Consider the following 16,384-nt stretch of genomic DNA (forward strand, 5'->3'; position numbering starts at 1 on the left):
TTTCCGTCACTCATCTAGTTTCGTTCGTCGCAACGCTTCGATAATTTGTCCCATCATTTGGACACCGTGACGGTAATTCATTCGAGTCGGACCAATCATGGCAATCGTTCCGAACGTTTTTCCATCTAGTGTATAATCCGAAGTGATGACACTACAATTTTGAAGGGCGACAATTCCGTTCTCGCTCCCAATGCTCACATAAATCTCGCGATTTGGCAACGATTCGAGCCAGTGCGTCAATCGTTCTTGCTCATCAATCCATTCTAAGAACGGTCTGAGCGTGTCTAACGTCTGAAACTCAGGTTGGTTGAAGATATTCTTCTTTCCTCCGAGATAAAGCGAAGACGGCGTTTGAATCCCAACCGTCGATTGAATCAGTTGCATCATATTTTCATATTGCTGTCGCTGCGCGAGTTGCAATTTTGCAACCTCTTCTCCGATTCGGACTTTAAGTTGTCCGATCGCTGTCCCGATGAGACGATCGTTTAACAGTCGAATCGTCTCCTCAATGACTTCAGGAGCTACACGTGATTCGAACATGACAGTACGATGCTCGACATGACCTTGATCCGTGACGATGAGAACGACACCTCGTCGCTCATCTAATGGCATAAAGTCCACACGTGCCAATCTTTCAGATTGGCTATTGGGACCGAGGGCGACCGTCGTATAATTGGTCAAATCAGAAAGGAGATCTGCAGCTTGGCGAATCAGGATCTCAGACTCTTTTGAAGATTGTTTTAAACGCTCTTCTAAGCGACCTGTTTCCCGCTCGTCGATGATCTGCATCTCGACGAGGTGGTCCACATAATATCGGTATCCGACCTCTGACGGGATTCGACCCGCGGAAGTATGTGGTTTTTCAATCAACCCCATGTCTTCCAAATCGGCCATATCGTTCCGAATCGTTGCCGAACTAAACGTCAAATCGTCTCGTTTCGATAACGTACGTGAACCGACCGGTTGAGCCGTCTGAATATAATCGTCAATGATGGCTCGAAGAATGAGCAATTGTCGATCTGTCAGCACAACATCACTCCTCTCTGAAAAAATTACCTCGCTTTATTAGCACTCATATTTAACGAGTGCTAATCACACTTCAAATATTATCACGTTCTCACTATTTGTCAATTCATACACTCGGATTTTTTCACCTTTTTTACAGACGGCAAACCTGAAAAAGAAACAGTGTTTCGTTATGATAGAACTTGAGGTGATAATATGTTTACAACTAAACAATTTAACGTATTCAAACAGGACGGACTCGACGAACGCATGTCTGGCATCCGTTCGGATATTCAACCGCTCTTCCATCGGATTTATGACGAGGTCGGACCACAACTCGAGGCAGATGTCGGAATCCCCCTCTACCTGCATGTCGCAAAACATGCACGTCGTACGGTAAACCCTCCGAAAGACACATGGATGGCCATCTGTCACGATAAGCGCGGGTATAAAAAACATCCCCATTTACAAGTCGGACTTTTCGACGACCGCGTTTTCATCTGGCTCGCATTCATCTATGAGATGCCGAACAAAGACGCAATCGCGAAACATTTGCAACAAATCGATTTCAAATCAACGTTTACTGATTTCCATATTGCAGGCGACCATATGAAAAAAGATGCGTTCCTGATTGAAGAGATATCAAACGAAGACATCCAAGCGTTGCTCGAGCGATTCGGCACTGTCAAAAAGGCTGATTTCTTAATCGGACGACAACTTCCTGCCGATGCATCGATTCTTCAAAACGAAGACGCTTTTCTCGCTTTGGTCGAAGACACGTTCGCTCGGCTCACGCCTCTCTATCGTGATCTCGTCTTATAATGCTAAAAAATGGACAAATCCCAAATAAGGGACTTGTCCATTTTTTATGACTCGGTATGCTCCAGTTTTGCCTCTCCGATAAATGCCGCGAACGCTTCGTTCGCGAGTGGTAGACCGGACGCAGTCAATCGGATATGGGAGTCTGTCCGTTCAATCAATGACTTCTTCACCAAATCGTCGATGACGTGACCAAACACATGATCGAGTGCCACGCCATATTTCTGTTCAAATGTCTGAAGGGAGACCCCTGAACGCATGCGTAGCCCGAGGAACAGCTCTTCTTCCATTTTTTCTACTTCTTCCAGCTCAGTCACCCGTTTCACCGGGATGCCTTCCGCTTTAATATAGTGAGGAATCGGTGCGATATTGGCACGACGTGTCCCATTTAAATAACTGTGCGCACCTGCCCCGAATCCATAATACTCTTCGTTCCGCCAGTACACTTGGTTGTGACGACTTTCTCGACCCGGCAACCCATAGTTCGAGATTTCGTATTGCTTCAGTCCATACCGTTCAAGTGTCTCCATCACTTTCAGGTACATCTCGACCTCAACATCCTCTCCCGGTAGACGGAGCTTACCTTTTCGGTCCTGAATCGCAAACACGGTATGCGGCTCAAGAATTAAGGAATAGGATGAGACGTGTTGAATCGGAAGCTCGAGCGCAAGCTTCAAGTCTCGGTCAATCTGCTCGAGCGTCTGTTCTGGTAACCCGAACATGAGGTCAATCGAAATATTATCAAAGCGCTTCGCCGCTTCATTCACCGTTTCAAATACGTCGTCGGCGCGATGGGTTCTTCCGATTCGTTCGAGTCCACCATCGTCGAACGTCTGGACACCGAAGCTGAGTCGATTGACACCACCAGCTTTCATCGTGTCGAGTTTTTCCGTACTTACAAAGTTCGGGTTCGCTTCGACAGAATACTCTAGGTCGTCTGAAGCGAACGGGAGGAGGTGTCGACGGACCATGTCCATCAGGCGACCCATCTGCGCTTCATTGAGCGCCGTCGGTGTGCCCCCTCCAATAAAGATGGTCTCAATCCGTTCTGTCGGAAACGCTTCGAGCGTCAATACCATCTCTCGTTCTAATGCATCTAAATATTCATCAACAGGTTGGTTTTTTAAAAACACCTTGTTGAAATCACAGTAATAACAAATATGTTCACAAAATGGAATGTGAAGATATACGGCTTTAGCCAATTTCGGCCACCCCTTTCTTCTCATTCCATTTATAACGCTTTTCGTCCGTTCTTTCCAGCCTGCGCCATCAATCGAAACGATGAATAAACAGACCGCTCTTTAATTTTGGTTCGAACCACGTCGATTTAGGCGGCATCTGCCCACCCCCATCGGCCACTCGCATCAACTGTGACATCGTCGTTTCATGGCACGTAAACAGTAATTGGTCAGGTACTTGCGCGAGTTGTTGCAATTCTTCGATTGACCTGTTCCCTCCCACAAAATCGACTCTGGCATCCGTACGAATATCTTCAACGTTGAAGTAAGGAGCAAGGATATCACGCTGTAACACGGCGACATCGAGATCGGTTTCATCTTTTCGTTTCGATAACCTGTAATAATTCCCTCGATACGCAGCGCCGAACACGCCATGACTTTCAGGCAAGACGAGTTCATCTACTTCTGTCACTTCATACGAGAACGAAAGTCCTTCCAACATATGTTCTACTTCTTCAGGTGCGATGGTTGTCAACAGGCGATGATATGGCAAAATCGTCAACTCGTCGCTCGGGAAGAGGACACCTAAAAAGTGTGTTCGTTCATTCTTTTGAGAATGTTCCCCACCCATTTCAGAAACAACCGCTGCCGCTTTTGCACGATGATGACCATCTGCGATATAGATAGACGGGATCGTTGCACCAATCATCATGACGCGCGCAAGTTCTCGGCTCGGAATCATAAATCCTTCGTGCAACACGCCACGATTATCCGTAAACGAGAACAGCGGTTCTTCTTCCGTCGCACTCGTTAAAATCTGTTTGAGACTCGCATGTGGCGGGTGGCTGAGCAAGATCGGACCGGTATGCGCCCCTGTCGCTTGGACATGTTCAACCCGTTCCCGTTCCTTCGTTTCACGGGTATGTTCGTGAATCTTGATTCGCCCGGATTCATAGTCTGCAACAGAGAATGTGGCGACTAAGCCCGTTTGCTGACGTTCGTTCCGGGTCAATCGATATACGTAAAATCCACTCGGACGAACCGTCAGCTCTTCTTCGTATAGACGTTCAAGTTCCTGACGAGCACGCTTTCCCCAGTCTTCGAGTGAGAGGTTTGCTTGAAGTGCTTCTGGCTTATCTACTTTCAAAAATGAGTTCGGTTGCTCAGCGATGATCGCCTTCGCCTCTTCTACAGAAACGACGTCATACGGATCTGCGGCAACATTTTTAGCAAGTATTGGCATATATGGACTAAACGGTTTAAATACGACCATAGGATCCTCCTTAAAATTCCCGGACGCGAATGACGCCCTTGATATCATACAGTGCATGAATCGATAACGGTTCATGTTCGTTGTTGTCTAAATCAATCAACGTATACGCCATATCACCTCGGCTACGGTTGATCATGTTATCGATGTTCAATCCATGTGAGGCGAGCTCTCCCGTAATTTGTCCGACCATGTTCGGTACATTTTGATGCAAAATCGCAAGGCGACGTTTGCCGGTATACGGAAGTTCGGCATTTGGGAAGTTTGCAGATGAACGGATGTTACCGGTCTCAAGATATAATTTGAGCGTCTCGACGGCTTGAATGGCACAGTTGACTTCTGATTCCTTTGTCGAAGCACCGAGATGAGGCAATGCCATCACTTGAGGATGCCCGATGAGCGAATGTCGAGGGAAATCAGTGATATATAGCCCAACATGATGATGGAATGCTTCAACTAAATCAGCATCTTTCACGAGCTCCCCGCGTGCGAAATTCAAAACGGTCATACCAGGCTTCATCCGTTCGAACCAACTCCGGTCGATACTGAAGCGCGTCTCTTTCGTCAGCGGCATATGAATCGACAAGAGGTCAACGGACCCTAGAACCTCACTCAAATGCTTGGCTCGTGTGACATGTTTTGAAATGTTCCAAGCGGCATCGACCGAGAGATGAGGATCATATCCGATGACATCGACCCCGAGTTGGAGAAGGTCGTTAGCAAGTGAAGCCCCGATGGCCCCAAGGCCGATAATCCCTACTTTTTTCCCACGTAACTCCGCTCCGAGGAACTGCCGTTTCTGTTGCTCCATCGCTTCTTCCAACTGAGATTGTGACTCGGTCGCCTGTTCATTTACCCAGTTAAAACCTTTGACAATCGGTCTGACCGAGAGGATCATGCTGGCCAAGACGAGTTCTTTCACCGCATTCGCATTCGCACCCGGAGTATGAAACGCCACGACTCCTTGTTTCGCAAGTTGATCAAGCGGGAGATTGTTGACACCGGCACCTGCCCTTGCAATGGCGAGCAGATGGGGCGGAATTGCTTCATCGTGCACGTTATGACTTCTGAGTACCCAAGCATCAGCTTGATCTGAAGCATTGATGATATATTCATTCGGCTCAAAACGCTTCAGACCCGCTGCAGCGATTTGGTTAAATGTTTTGATGTGATACATTGTTTTCCTCCTCAAATGCTCTCATGACGTCGACAAGGCGCACAGCACCTTCTTTTGGCATCGCGTTATAAAGACTCGCCCTCAGACCACCGACGGAACGATGACCGCCGAGTTCGAGTAATCCGCGTTCAAGGGCAAATTGTTGAAAGCCCATGTCTCGATTAGGGTCACCCGTCGTGAACGGGATGTTCGTCAAGGAGCGGCGTTCTCCCGACACGAGAGAAGAAAATACATTCGATTGTTCAAGGAACGAATAGACCGTATCGCTTTTTTCACGATTCAGTCGCTCCATCGCCTCGACACCTCCTTGATCTTCGACCCACTTGAGGACACGTTCTGCAGCATACATACTGAACGTCGACGGCGTATTGAATAACGTATCGACATGAGACGCGTAACGAAGATAACTTGGTAGCTCGATCGATTGAATCAAGTCGCGGCGTATGATGACGACCGTCAGTCCTGCTGGACCAATATTTTTCTGGGCACCAGCATAGATCATCCCGAAGCGCTCAACGTCAATCTGCTCGGCAAGAATGTTCGAAGAGGCATCCGCAATGAGCGGGACATCCGTTTCGGGTATAGTCGTAAATCGGGTTCCTTCAATCGTATTGTTCAACGTCACGTGAAGATAGTCGACATCTTGAGCGAGTCTCGGTTCAAATGACATCCCACCCGTCTCATCTATGAGCGGATGGATGACGTCGACCTGCCCGAAGTGCCTGGCATCTTCCATCGCTTTTTTAGACCAAATCCCTGTATCAACATAGGCGAATCGATTTCGATTCTGCAAATTCATCGGAATCATGGAAAATTGCAGTGTTGCCCCACCTTGTAGCCAAAGAACCGCATAGTTCTCGGGAATGTGCATGAGTCTTCTCAGTCTCGCCTCGAGCGAGTCGACTACATGCTGGAATGCCTCTGAGCGATGACTCGTTTCGATAATCGAGACCCCTTCATATTCGAACGTCAGCAGATGTTGTTGAATCTCTTGCATCACTTCTTTTGGTAGCATGCCGGGACCCGCAGAGTATGTATACGTCGACACGGTGTTTCCTCCTCTTTTGTCTGTCTAAGGGTGTACTCTTCCTTAAGCGAAGTGCCATTTCCTGCCTAAACAAAAAAATCACCCCGATTCGAACATCAGGGTGATTCAATCCAATTATTCTTCGTCCATTGATAGAACAGACATGAACGCTTCTTGCGGGACTTCGACAGACCCGACCATCTTCATGCGCTTCTTACCTTCTTTTTGTTTCTCAAGGAGTTTCCGCTTACGCGAGATGTCTCCCCCATAACATTTAGCCAAAACGTTTTTACGAAGTGCTTTGATTGTCGAACGTGCGACAATTTTTGTTCCGACGGCAGCTTGTACCGGGACTTCGAACTGCATCCGTGGGATGAGTGCTTTCAACTTCTCGACGATCACTTTTCCGCGCTCATACGCAAAGTCGCGGTGAACGATGAAGCTGAGGGCATCGACCACTTCGTTGTTGAGCAAGATGTCCATCTTCACGAGACGTGATTGACGATAGCCGATCAACTCATAATCGAGAGACGCATACCCTTTCGTGCTCGACTTCAATTGATCGAAGAAGTCATAGACGATTTCACTCAGTGGGATCTCATACGTGATTTTGACGCGTGTCGTGTCGATATACTGCATATCGATGAACGTCCCACGTTTCTTCTGGCAAAGTTCCATGATGGCCCCGACATAATCGTTCGGTGTCATGACGGCCGCTTTGACGTAAGGTTCTTCAATCGATTCCACTTTTTGTTGTTCCGGCATCTTCGATGGGTTATCAACGTGGACGACTTCTCCTGAAGTTGTCGTCACGTGATAGATAACCGATGGTGCCGTCGTGATCAAGTCGATCCCGAACTCACGCTCAATCCGTTCTTGGATGATTTCCATGTGAAGCATCCCTAGGAATCCACAACGGAAACCGAATCCGAGTGCCTGTGACGTCTCAGGTTCAAACTCGAGCGCGGCATCAGAAAGTTGAAGCTTTTCGAGTGCCTCACGAAGGTCGTTGTAGTTGGCTGCATCGATTGGATACAATCCACAGTACACCATCGGGTTCATTTTACGGTAACCCGGAAGCTGACTCGTGGCAGGATTTTTCGCAAGTGTGATCGTATCCCCGACACGAACATCTCCGACTGTTTTGATTGATGCAGAAAGTGTTCCTACATCACCGACGTTCAATTCTTTGACCGAGACAGGCTTCGGTGTCGATACACCGAGGTCCGTTACTTCGAACGTCTTCCCTGTCGCCATCATTTGAACTTTATCTCCTACTTTGACCGAACCGTTGACGATTCGAATCGATGCGACGACACCACGGTAGGCATCATAGTACGAGTCGAAGATCAAGGCTTGTAACGGTTCTGACGGATCACCTGTCGGAGGTGGAACAAGTTCGACGATTTGCTCGAGAATCTCTTCGATTCCAATCCCTGCCTTGGCAGAAGTCGGGACCGCATCGCTCGCGTCGAGACCGATGACGTCTTCAATCTCTTGACGCACGCGATCGACATCCGCTGACGGCAAGTCGATTTTATTGATGACCGGAATGATTTCCAGGTCGTTATCGAGCGCTAAGTAAACGTTCGCAAGAGTCTGCGCTTCAATTCCTTGTGCCGCGTCGACGACGAGAATTGCACCTTCACATGCCGCAAGCGAACGCGACACTTCATACGTGAAGTCGACGTGTCCTGGCGTGTCAATCAAGTGAAGAATATACTCTTCTCCGTCTTTTGCCGTATAGTTCAATTTAACAGCGTTCAATTTAATTGTAATCCCACGCTCACGCTCTAAATCCATCGCGTCAAGCGTCTGCTCTTTCATCTCACGAGCCGTGAGTGCACCAGTTTTCTCAAGAATCCGGTCAGCGAGTGTCGACTTTCCATGATCGATGTGAGCGATAATCGAAAAGTTACGAATCTTCTTCTGACGATTCTCTAATTCTTGTTTATTCATATATGGGTTCACCTATCCTTCTCATGCATACCGTGTCATTATATCAAAATCCTAAAGTAATGTGTACGACCTACTACAACAATACCACATATAGTTTTCAGAATAATCATCAAGTGGTTGCTTTTCATATAACCGTTTGCTACAATTGTGCTTGTTCTGTTGAATGATTACTTGAAGTAATAAGAACATACACTTTCTTGTTTCAGGAGGTGACAAACAATGGCAAACATCAAATCAGCAATCAAACGTGCAAAAACTTCTGAAAAACGTCGTGTTGCGAACTCTCAAGAGAAAGCGGCAATGCGTACAGCAGTAAAACGTGTTGATGCTCTCGTACTCGAAGGAAACAAAGAAGCTGCTCAAGAAGCTTTCGTCCTCGCTACGAAGAAGCTCGACAAGGCTGCATCAAAAGGCCTTATCCACAAAAACAAAGCAGGTCGTGATAAATCACGCCTCGCAGCTCGTATCGCTGCTCTCTAATTAGAGACCAAACGAAACAGCCGCCTCCTACTCGGAGCCGGCTGTTTTTTTGTATACCATGACGTAGTGAGGACCAATCCCAGGAATATCGAACGGTTCACCAATTCGCTCGAGACCGTTTCGTTCGTAGAAGCGAACAGCCACTTCTCGGGCGTTACACCACCACGACCCATCCAACTCTTCATGTAATGCCTGTAGGAAACGCGACCCGATTCCTTGTCCGGCTAGATCCGGATCCGTCGCCATTCCCCGAAGTTGATACGGCACAGACATGCCTTCGATTTCTCTTGATGACAACATGACAGTCGCGACCGATTGCACGTGGTCTCTTTCGACCCAAGCAAAATGACGTGTCGTCGACGTCTCATCCCCTTCAAAATAACAAGTCTCAATCCCTTTTCCCGGTCTGAGTACAATGTGCCGAAGCGGAATCACATCTTGCAGAGATACTTGTTTCAATCCCATCTTCTCACCTCACAGTAAGGCCAATTGGCAAACGAGTGTATCGAATACGATTTGTTTATCGCCACGACCAGTTTTCATCGCTTCATCCGCATCTGCAATCAACGTCAACGCTTGCGCGAGCTGCGCTTCTGAAAAATTACGACTCGCTTGTGTTGCTAGTTTGACGGTATATGGATGAGCACCAATTTTTGAAGCGATTTGTTTTTCTCCGTACCCCGCTTCTGTCAACTGCTTTGATAGATACATGTTTCGGTATTGCCTTGCTAACAACCCGAGAAGTCCAATCAGTTCTTGTCCTTGCTTCTCTAAGTCACGTACTAACCGAAGCGCCGTATCTGCGCGTCGTTTGACGAGGAGCTCGGACAGCTGAAACACATTATCTTCTAGCGTACGTGGTACCAAATCATTCACGATGTCAATCGGAATCATCGCTCCTGTTCCAGCATATAACTGTAGCTTTTCTAATTCTCGGACTAATTTTCCCCAGTCATCCTGACATAAGAACAACAGTCGCTCCATGGTCGCACGTTCCATTTTTTGTTGTTCCTGACTAAGCTTATCATTCACATAACGCATCAATTCTGCTTGGCTCGGCTTTTTCGCTTCGAGTACGATAGCCCGTTCTTTCAATCGTTTTACGATTTTTTTACGTTCATCGAGTTTTTCTGACTCGACAATGAGGACGAGGATCGAGTAAGTCGCAGGCTGAACGACATATTCGGCGAGACGGTCGACGTTATGCTTTTGCTTTTCTTTCGCTCCCGTCAAAAATTGGGCATTCTTGACGATGACCGTCCGAAATTCACTGAAAAAAGGGACCGTTTCCGCTTCGTCGAGCGCAGTATCTAATGACGTCTCTTGGAGATCGAGTTGCATGACATCAAATTGATCACCGGATGGGTTGGCCGCCTTCACGATTCCACGTTCCCAATTCTCTAATAAATACTTTTCAGTTCCATGGAGAACATAGACGCTCGCTAGTTTACCATTATGTAACCACGGTTCATTCAAAACACACACCACTTTCACAATTTATTCTCATCTAAACATAGATTATCTTCGCATGATTCGCTATACTTATAAAGGAAGTATGATAAGGAGGGACCTAATATGCAAATCAACTCTGTACGCCCACCGAGTGAAAACCCGTTTGAAAATGATGTTCAATGCAAACGTAATGACGCGATCGACTCTGCGATCGGCTTCATCGTCCCATTTGGCTTTTTCTTCACGATTTTCTTCATCGGTGTCATCATCAAGTTCTTAAGCCTATAAGTTTTCAAACGATTGCCCCGGGGGAGCAATCGTTTTTTAGTGTATCATATTTATTCACGTGCTAGTCGATGATCCCCCGACACATTCTTTTTTCACAGATGATCATCCCATCGAGATCCGTTCGCAACAAGCGACGTCCGACAATCCGGTCTAACGTCTCCTGATGTGGGTGGCCATAACGATTGTTCGCTCCGACGCTCGCAATCACCCATTCCGGATCGATTCGCTCGAGCAACTCTTCCCCTGACGACGTATTCGATCCATGATGCCCTAACTTAAACACGTCGACATCAACCGTCGGTAAGTTAGTCTCTTCTTCTATAGGCAAATCCCCTGTCAATAAATACCGCATGCCACCTACGTTCATATAGAGGCAGATCGAATGATCATTTTCATCTTCATGCACTTTAGTCGGTGCGACAATCCACATCCAAGACATCGGTCGATCTCCTGCCTCGAGATAGCGAACGGATGCCCCGTATTTTACCGCCAACCGAAGAATCTCCTCACGCTTCTCTGCATTCGCCACTTCTTTCGATAACCAAATCTCCTTTACATGCACGAGCTTCAACAATCCTTCTAAGCCACCGATGTGGTCATGGTCTGCATGCGTCAAGAGGACAAAATCAAGTGCACGCTCCCCACGCTTCCATATATATGGAGCCACAACGTCCGCTCCCGGGTCATATATTGTCCGTTTTTGCTCGTTGGGATCCTGAAAGACGCCGCCGACATCAATCACACCAATTGTTTCTCCTGACTCTACAACAATCGCATCGCCTTGACCGACATCTAAAAATGTCACCCGTGGAGCCTCTGCCCATTCGGCCCAACCGGCAACGAGAATACACGTCAATATGGCCATACACCATCCGAACCATCGCTTCCGTTGGACAAGAAGTAAACTTCCCCAAATCCCAATCCATAAAGCGACTTGCTGCGGAAATGTCAGTTCATGCAACGGTAGCCATGGTCGATTCATATCGTGCATGGAGAATATTCCGTTAATGGCGTCTAGGATCACCATGAATAATTGTGCGGCTTCTGGAACGACCCAAACAATCAGTGCGAGCGGCATCATCACCCATGATATGCAAAACGCCATGATGATATTGAAAAGGGGTGCAGCGACGGATAGAATCGGTTGAACTTGCCAAAGGACAAATAATCCAAATAGTTGGGCAAACACGGACAACTCCAACAACCCGGTCCACAGTTGTCTCGTGACCAACAAGAAGAACGTCATCCCGACCGTTAACTGAAACCCTAAGTTTGAGAGAAGGTGTGGTTGAAAGGCAAGCATGGCAGCTGCGCACCAACTTAAGAGACGAATCGGGTCCCTTACCGATACACCAAATAAAGAAAGGATGAGCAACACATCTGCCACGAGGACAGCTCGTGCGACCGGTGGTGAAAAACCAGTCAGCCATCCGAACGCCGTAATCGTCAATAGAATCAATACCGTCTTCGTCTCTCGTCGAATCGGGATTGGCCGAAACATTGCTCGAAGCGCGACAATCAGCATGGCGATATGCGAACCTGAGATGACGAGAAGATGCAGGAGACCCGTCACTCGATATGAGAAAGAAGTCTGTTCGTCGAGCATCCGGCTCTCACCGAACAGTAAGGCCTCTATGTATAGCGCGACATCGGCGCGATATTGTTGTTCAATCTGTTGGAGACGTCTCTCTTTCCACCTCAACATCCAACCGTCCATCCCTGCTGTCGGACGGCACTCGTCGATTCGCTTGATCTTTCCTTTTAAGGACAAGTCCGCGCTAGCCGCCCATTTCTGTTCGTCAAATCCCCCGATGTTCCGTAACGGCTGAAACAGTTCTTGTTCCATTTCTACGAGACACGTCTCACCAGGTCTACCAATCGAGAGCTCCCTCCCCCGCAACACACCTTGATGAGTCCCCACGTTTCCATATAATCGGGTCGTCTTCCCGTTCTCTTTACGACTCTCAATCGAGAACACGACTGTGTCTGTCGGTGTCCATTCTGCCGGATTGGCATGTAGCCATGCAATCAGGATGAGGAGAATGACACCGAGTTTCGCATATAGATGTTGTCCGCCTCGAGACGCGAAGTATAACACACCGGAAACGATTGTGAAGAGGTAGATTCCTTCAGTCAATCCGGTCACCATCACGATCGCAAATAGTGGAAATAACGGCATCTCATGGTACCAATAAGTAAGGTTTCATACTTTCTAATGTTTTCTCTCCAAATCCTTTCACATCACCTAAGTCCTCGTATGTTTTAAAGGGACCATTCTCTTTCAGGTGGTTCAAAATCGCGTCTGCTTTTGCAGGACCAATACCAGGAACCGACATCAACTCGTCTTTCGTGGCACTATTCACGTGTACCCCATTTGCTTCTAACTCTGTGCTAGGTACCTCTTGTGCAATCGGCGCTTCTCCTTTTTTCGGTACGATGATTTTTACACCGTCCACGAGTAGTTGTGCCAAGTTCAATTGTTCCGGGTCGGCTTCATCTGTTAATACTGCCAACGAGAGAACATCCCCGACTCTAGCACCTTCTGGCACGGTATAGACGTTCGGAGATTCGACCGCGCCTGTGACATAGACGACGATTTCTAATCGCTCTACTGTCTCATCCGGAACTACTTCTTCTGATTCTACGACGAACTCATCGACGACACGTTCTTCTGGTTCTTTACTATAAAATAAATAACCAACACCTAAAAACAGGACGACGACAACACCGATGATGACCTGCTTCCACTTTTCCAAGACGATTCTCCCCCTGTTTCGACTATTGTATCTAGTATGCCGAATCCAGCGTGACTACACTTGTCCCGTTCCAGGTCTTAATTCATTCTCAACGGAGTCGTTTGCTTGCCTGCAACGTACCCGACCCTCATACAATATGAAAGATAATCGCTCATTTCCTTGCGACAACAGAAGAAGGAGCCCAAACATTCGAAACAGCAAAAAAACCGAAAACCAACGATGGTCTTCGGTCCTTCTGCATAAGGATCATTACTCTTCCTCGAAATGCTGGACTTGGTCAGCGAGTGCCGCAGCCTGTCCTTCTAGTTCTTGCATCAACGTAAAGATTTGATCAAAGCTTGCTTGTTGTTCTTTCATCGAAGCAGCCACTTCTTCATTTCCAGCTGCCAATTCTTCTGTCACGCCCGATACTTCCTCGACACGACGCAACACGTTGTTCACTTCACTACTAGATGTGCGCATCTCTTGCTCAATTGTACGGACAAATGAGGCGACATGGTCTGTACGTTCATGGATTCGGTTGAACGCTTCCTTCGTCAAACCGAATGCTTCAAGCTGTGCTTCTTGTTCGCGTTTTGATTCGTTCACCGTTTCTGTCAATCGCACGACTTCTTGTTGAATCGTCTCCACGACATGGAAAATCGAGCGGGTTGCCTTATTGCTCTCTTCGGCCAACTTTTTCACTTCGCTCGCCACGACCGCGAATCCACGTCCTGCTTCACCGGCACGAGCCGCTTCAATCGCTGCGTTCAAGGCGAGTAAATTTGTCTGGGCTGCCACGTCTTCCACGAGCTTCGCCATCGATTCGATTTCTGTCGTCTGTCTAGCAAAGTGATCCATTCTCGTGACAAGCACTTCATTCCGTTCGCTAGAGCGATCAAGGATGTGTTCCTGATCCGTCAACGTCTCAATCCCGGCTGCCACTTCTCGTGTCATCTCAGTCGTTTCTTCTGTCGTCTGTTTCGTTTGATTCAAGCTCGTCTCGAACGAAGTCGCCATCGTATGGACCGAGCTGAGTGTTTCTTGCAATTCATTGGCGATGGACTGCGCGCCATGTGCCATTTCATCCACTGCGTTCGTGATGTTTGACGTCGTGCTGACAACCGCTTCATTTTCAGCCGCTGCCGTTTCCGTCATCCCATTCACTTTCATCGATGTCACACGAATCGAACCGATGACCGTTTGAAGAGATGTCGTCATCTCGCGCATTGCGCGTTCTAGTCGCCCGATTTCATCATTGCGAGTTGATTCTGGCAATGTGATGAGGCGTCCTGAAGCGATGGCTTCTGCGACTTTCACGTTGCGCTCGAGCGGGCGTGTGATGGAACGCGCGAAGAAGAAGTTGTAAATGCCGAGCGCTAAGACAACGAGAATCGTCAACAAGATTGAGATGAATAATAGACGCTCTGTCTCATTTGCCGCCTCTACTTGAAGCGCCTCGTAGAACGAACCGTTCTTTGCAATCAGCGTGTTGATATCATTTAACAACCCTTCGAGCTTAGCAGCTTGAATCCGAGCTCCAATCCCACCTTCTAATGCAGACTCGACATCCTCGTTCACTTGCTCATACTTCATCGTGGCACGGTCTAGATGATTCGAAAACTCTGGAATCAAGTAAGACTGTTTTAATTCATCAAACGTTTCCGCGTTCAATACACGGATGCGTTCAAGTTGAACGAGTGTAGACTGATTCGACTGTTCGCCAAGCGACGTCCAGAGCGATTGTTCTTGTAAGAGTGACGTCTCGAGCTGAGACAATTCAATCATTTGACTCCCGTACTGTTCATTGTATGTCTGCAGACGGTTCAAGGTCGACAAGACATAACTCATCATGAGAACGATCAAGACGACGGTGAACACCGTTGAGAAGATAAACCGTTTACGTAGACTCATTATAGCGTCCCCTCTTTCAGTTGACGTTCGACCGATTCATACTGAGTTGTCTCATTCTTATCCCACTGAATACGACGAAGTGGCGCTAAGCCGACGCCTCCTTCTTCAATACCTAGGATGACATGATCATTGAACGGCTGTTTTGTCACACGACCTGCGATTTCAACGATCGCCAAATCGACTTGTTTCAACATCGAAGTCACGACCGCATCAGGTGCAATCATCGATTGATCGCTATCGACTCCGATTGCCTTAATTCCATACTTTTCAGCAGTCTCCAATACCCCGACTCCTGTCAGTCCAGCCGCTGCGTAGAGGACATCTGCACCCTCTTTGATTTGTTTCTCCGCTAGTTCGCGTCCAAGCTCTGGTGAGGCGAAGTCGTTCGAGAAATCAACGAGCATTTCGACATCCTCGTTTACGGATTTCGCTCCACGCACAAATCCTGCCTCAAATTTCTGAATGAGTTCAATATCCATCCCGCCAATGAAACCGATTTTATCCGTCTCTGTCTCAAGACCGGCTACCGCACCCGCGAGCGCACTGCCTTCTCCTTCTTCAAACGTGACATTTAAAACGTTCGGTAAGGCTGACACGCCATCGATGAGGGCAAATTGTTGATTCGGATGTTTTGCCGCTACCGTCTCAAGATCTTCCTGACAGGCAAAACCGAGACCGACAATCACATCATGTCCCTCTTTGACCAACTCTTCAAACCCTGCCTGATATGTTTCTGTCTCGGATAACTCACGATAGTCGACGAACCATTCGCCCGTCTCACGTAACTCCCCCATGCCACGCATCGCCGCATCACTGAACGATTGGTCCCCGAGACCAACATCCGATAGGACGACGCCCATCGTCTGACGTTCTTCAACAGCGGCAGTCGGGTCATCGATGACCGACTGACAACCGGACAACCACAGTGTACAAGCTGTGATCGTGCTGATGATTATGCTTTTCTTCATGTATTCCATACTCCCTCTCTCTATTGGTCTGACAACTATTTTATCGACAGAGAAGGCATGGTTATCCATCATTATTTTTAAAAGTTGTGGTAATAAAATGTGGGAACATCTG

Annotated in this window: 15 protein-coding genes; 3 read left to right on the forward strand and 12 right to left on the reverse strand. The window is 47.7% G+C overall.

Annotation, left to right across the window (positions count from 1 at the left end; translation table 11 throughout):
- Nucleotides 1–6 precede the first annotated feature (6 nt).
- Nucleotides 7–1,029 carry a heat-inducible transcriptional repressor HrcA gene (gene hrcA / locus KNO75_RS05715; RefSeq protein ID WP_214820314.1) on the reverse strand — a complete coding sequence of 341 codons (1,023 nt, stop codon included), beginning with the start codon at nt 1,027–1,029 and terminating at the stop codon, nt 7–9.
- A 192-nt stretch (nt 1,030–1,221) separates the two neighbouring features.
- Between hrcA and KNO75_RS05720 the strand changes: the two genes are divergently transcribed.
- Nucleotides 1,222–1,827, forward strand: coding sequence for a DUF1054 domain-containing protein (locus tag KNO75_RS05720; RefSeq protein WP_214820316.1), 606 nt, complete (start codon nt 1,222–1,224; stop codon nt 1,825–1,827).
- 44 nt (nt 1,828–1,871) lie between these two features.
- Here KNO75_RS05720 and hemW read toward each other — a convergent pair whose 3' ends face one another.
- From hemW to lepA, 5 genes are all read right to left on the reverse strand, one after another.
- A complete protein-coding gene (gene hemW / locus KNO75_RS05725) occupies nt 1,872–3,026 on the reverse strand; it encodes a radical SAM family heme chaperone HemW (RefSeq protein WP_214820318.1) in 1,155 nt (384 codons plus the stop codon).
- A 67-nt stretch (nt 3,027–3,093) separates the two neighbouring features.
- A complete protein-coding gene (locus tag KNO75_RS05730) occupies nt 3,094–4,275 on the reverse strand; it encodes a DUF1015 domain-containing protein (RefSeq protein WP_214820320.1) in 1,182 nt (393 codons plus the stop codon).
- A gap of 10 nt (nt 4,276–4,285) precedes the next feature.
- Nucleotides 4,286–5,449 carry a phosphoglycerate dehydrogenase gene (locus KNO75_RS05735; RefSeq protein ID WP_214820322.1) on the reverse strand — a complete coding sequence of 388 codons (1,164 nt, stop codon included), beginning with the start codon at nt 5,447–5,449 and terminating at the stop codon, nt 4,286–4,288.
- Complete coding sequence (gene serC / locus KNO75_RS05740; protein ID WP_214820324.1) at nt 5,427–6,497, reverse strand: 3-phosphoserine/phosphohydroxythreonine transaminase; 1,071 nt, start codon at nt 6,495–6,497, stop codon at nt 5,427–5,429. Before serC ends, KNO75_RS05735 begins: the two co-directional genes overlap by 23 nt.
- Nucleotides 6,498–6,611: 114 nt before the next feature.
- Nucleotides 6,612–8,435, reverse strand: coding sequence for a translation elongation factor 4 (gene lepA / locus KNO75_RS05745; protein ID WP_214693159.1), 1,824 nt, complete (start codon nt 8,433–8,435; stop codon nt 6,612–6,614).
- A 219-nt stretch (nt 8,436–8,654) separates the two neighbouring features.
- On the opposite strand from lepA, the gene rpsT reads away from it, so the two are divergent.
- Complete coding sequence (gene rpsT, locus KNO75_RS05750; RefSeq protein ID WP_012726675.1) at nt 8,655–8,915, forward strand: 30S ribosomal protein S20; 261 nt, start codon at nt 8,655–8,657, stop codon at nt 8,913–8,915.
- Nucleotides 8,916–8,942: 27 nt separating this feature from the next.
- On the opposite strand, the gene KNO75_RS05755 is transcribed toward rpsT, so the two are convergent.
- A complete protein-coding gene (locus KNO75_RS05755) occupies nt 8,943–9,380 on the reverse strand; it encodes a GNAT family N-acetyltransferase (protein WP_214820326.1) in 438 nt (145 codons plus the stop codon).
- A 9-nt stretch (nt 9,381–9,389) separates the two neighbouring features.
- Nucleotides 9,390–10,400, reverse strand: a complete 1,011-nt coding sequence (holA, locus tag KNO75_RS05760; protein ID WP_353047566.1) for a DNA polymerase III subunit delta — start codon at nt 10,398–10,400, stop codon at nt 9,390–9,392.
- A 90-nt stretch (nt 10,401–10,490) separates the two neighbouring features.
- Here holA and KNO75_RS05765 point away from each other — a divergent pair, with 90 nt between their 5' ends.
- Complete coding sequence (locus KNO75_RS05765; RefSeq protein WP_012726678.1) at nt 10,491–10,655, forward strand: YqzM family protein; 165 nt, start codon at nt 10,491–10,493, stop codon at nt 10,653–10,655.
- Nucleotides 10,656–10,716: 61 nt separating this feature from the next.
- On the opposite strand, the gene KNO75_RS05770 is transcribed toward KNO75_RS05765, so the two are convergent.
- The 4 genes from KNO75_RS05770 to KNO75_RS05785 form a co-directional block, all read right to left on the reverse strand.
- The gene (locus KNO75_RS05770) at nt 10,717–12,834 is read right to left on the reverse strand and encodes a DNA internalization-related competence protein ComEC/Rec2 (RefSeq protein ID WP_214820330.1); all 2,118 of its coding nucleotides are present in this window, start codon (nt 12,832–12,834) and stop codon (nt 10,717–10,719) included.
- Nucleotide 12,835: 1 nt separating this feature from the next.
- A complete protein-coding gene (locus KNO75_RS05775; RefSeq protein ID WP_214693170.1) occupies nt 12,836–13,411 on the reverse strand; it encodes a helix-hairpin-helix domain-containing protein in 576 nt (191 codons plus the stop codon).
- A 249-nt stretch (nt 13,412–13,660) separates the two neighbouring features.
- Nucleotides 13,661–15,304 (reverse strand): methyl-accepting chemotaxis protein, encoded by a 1,644-nt coding sequence (locus KNO75_RS05780; protein ID WP_214820332.1) that lies wholly within the window; start codon nt 15,302–15,304, stop codon nt 13,661–13,663.
- Entirely contained in the window at nt 15,304–16,272 is a 969-nt protein-coding gene (locus tag KNO75_RS05785; protein ID WP_214820334.1) for a BMP family lipoprotein, read from the reverse strand. Before KNO75_RS05785 ends, KNO75_RS05780 begins: the two co-directional genes overlap by 1 nt.
- Nucleotides 16,273–16,384 lie beyond the last annotated feature (112 nt).

The organism is Exiguobacterium sp. s35, assembly GCF_018617535.1.
GTDB classification, from domain to species: Bacteria; Bacillota; Bacilli; order Exiguobacteriales; family Exiguobacteriaceae; genus Exiguobacterium; species Exiguobacterium aestuarii.

Excerpts from the sequence above, each read along its gene's own strand:
- KNO75_RS05720 (WP_214820316.1), top strand. The coding sequence starts at position 1,222 with ATGTTTACAACTAAACAATTTAACGTATTCAAACAGGACGGACTCGAC.
- KNO75_RS05730 (WP_214820320.1), bottom strand. The coding sequence starts at position 4,275 with ATGGTCGTATTTAAACCGTTTAGTCCATATATGCCAATACTTGCTAAA.
- KNO75_RS05735 (WP_214820322.1), bottom strand. The coding sequence starts at position 5,449 with ATGTATCACATCAAAACATTTAACCAAATCGCTGCAGCGGGTCTGAAG.
- lepA (WP_214693159.1), bottom strand. The coding sequence starts at position 8,435 with ATGAATAAACAAGAATTAGAGAATCGTCAGAAGAAGATTCGTAACTTT.
- rpsT (WP_012726675.1), top strand. The coding sequence starts at position 8,655 with ATGGCAAACATCAAATCAGCAATCAAACGTGCAAAAACTTCTGAAAAA.
- KNO75_RS05755 (WP_214820326.1), bottom strand. The coding sequence starts at position 9,380 with ATGGGATTGAAACAAGTATCTCTGCAAGATGTGATTCCGCTTCGGCAC.
- KNO75_RS05765 (WP_012726678.1), top strand. The coding sequence starts at position 10,491 with ATGCAAATCAACTCTGTACGCCCACCGAGTGAAAACCCGTTTGAAAAT.
- KNO75_RS05770 (WP_214820330.1), bottom strand. The coding sequence starts at position 12,834 with ATGCCGTTATTTCCACTATTTGCGATCGTGATGGTGACCGGATTGACT.
- KNO75_RS05780 (WP_214820332.1), bottom strand. The coding sequence starts at position 15,304 with ATGAGTCTACGTAAACGGTTTATCTTCTCAACGGTGTTCACCGTCGTC.
- KNO75_RS05785 (WP_214820334.1), bottom strand. The coding sequence starts at position 16,272 with ATGAAGAAAAGCATAATCATCAGCACGATCACAGCTTGTACACTGTGG.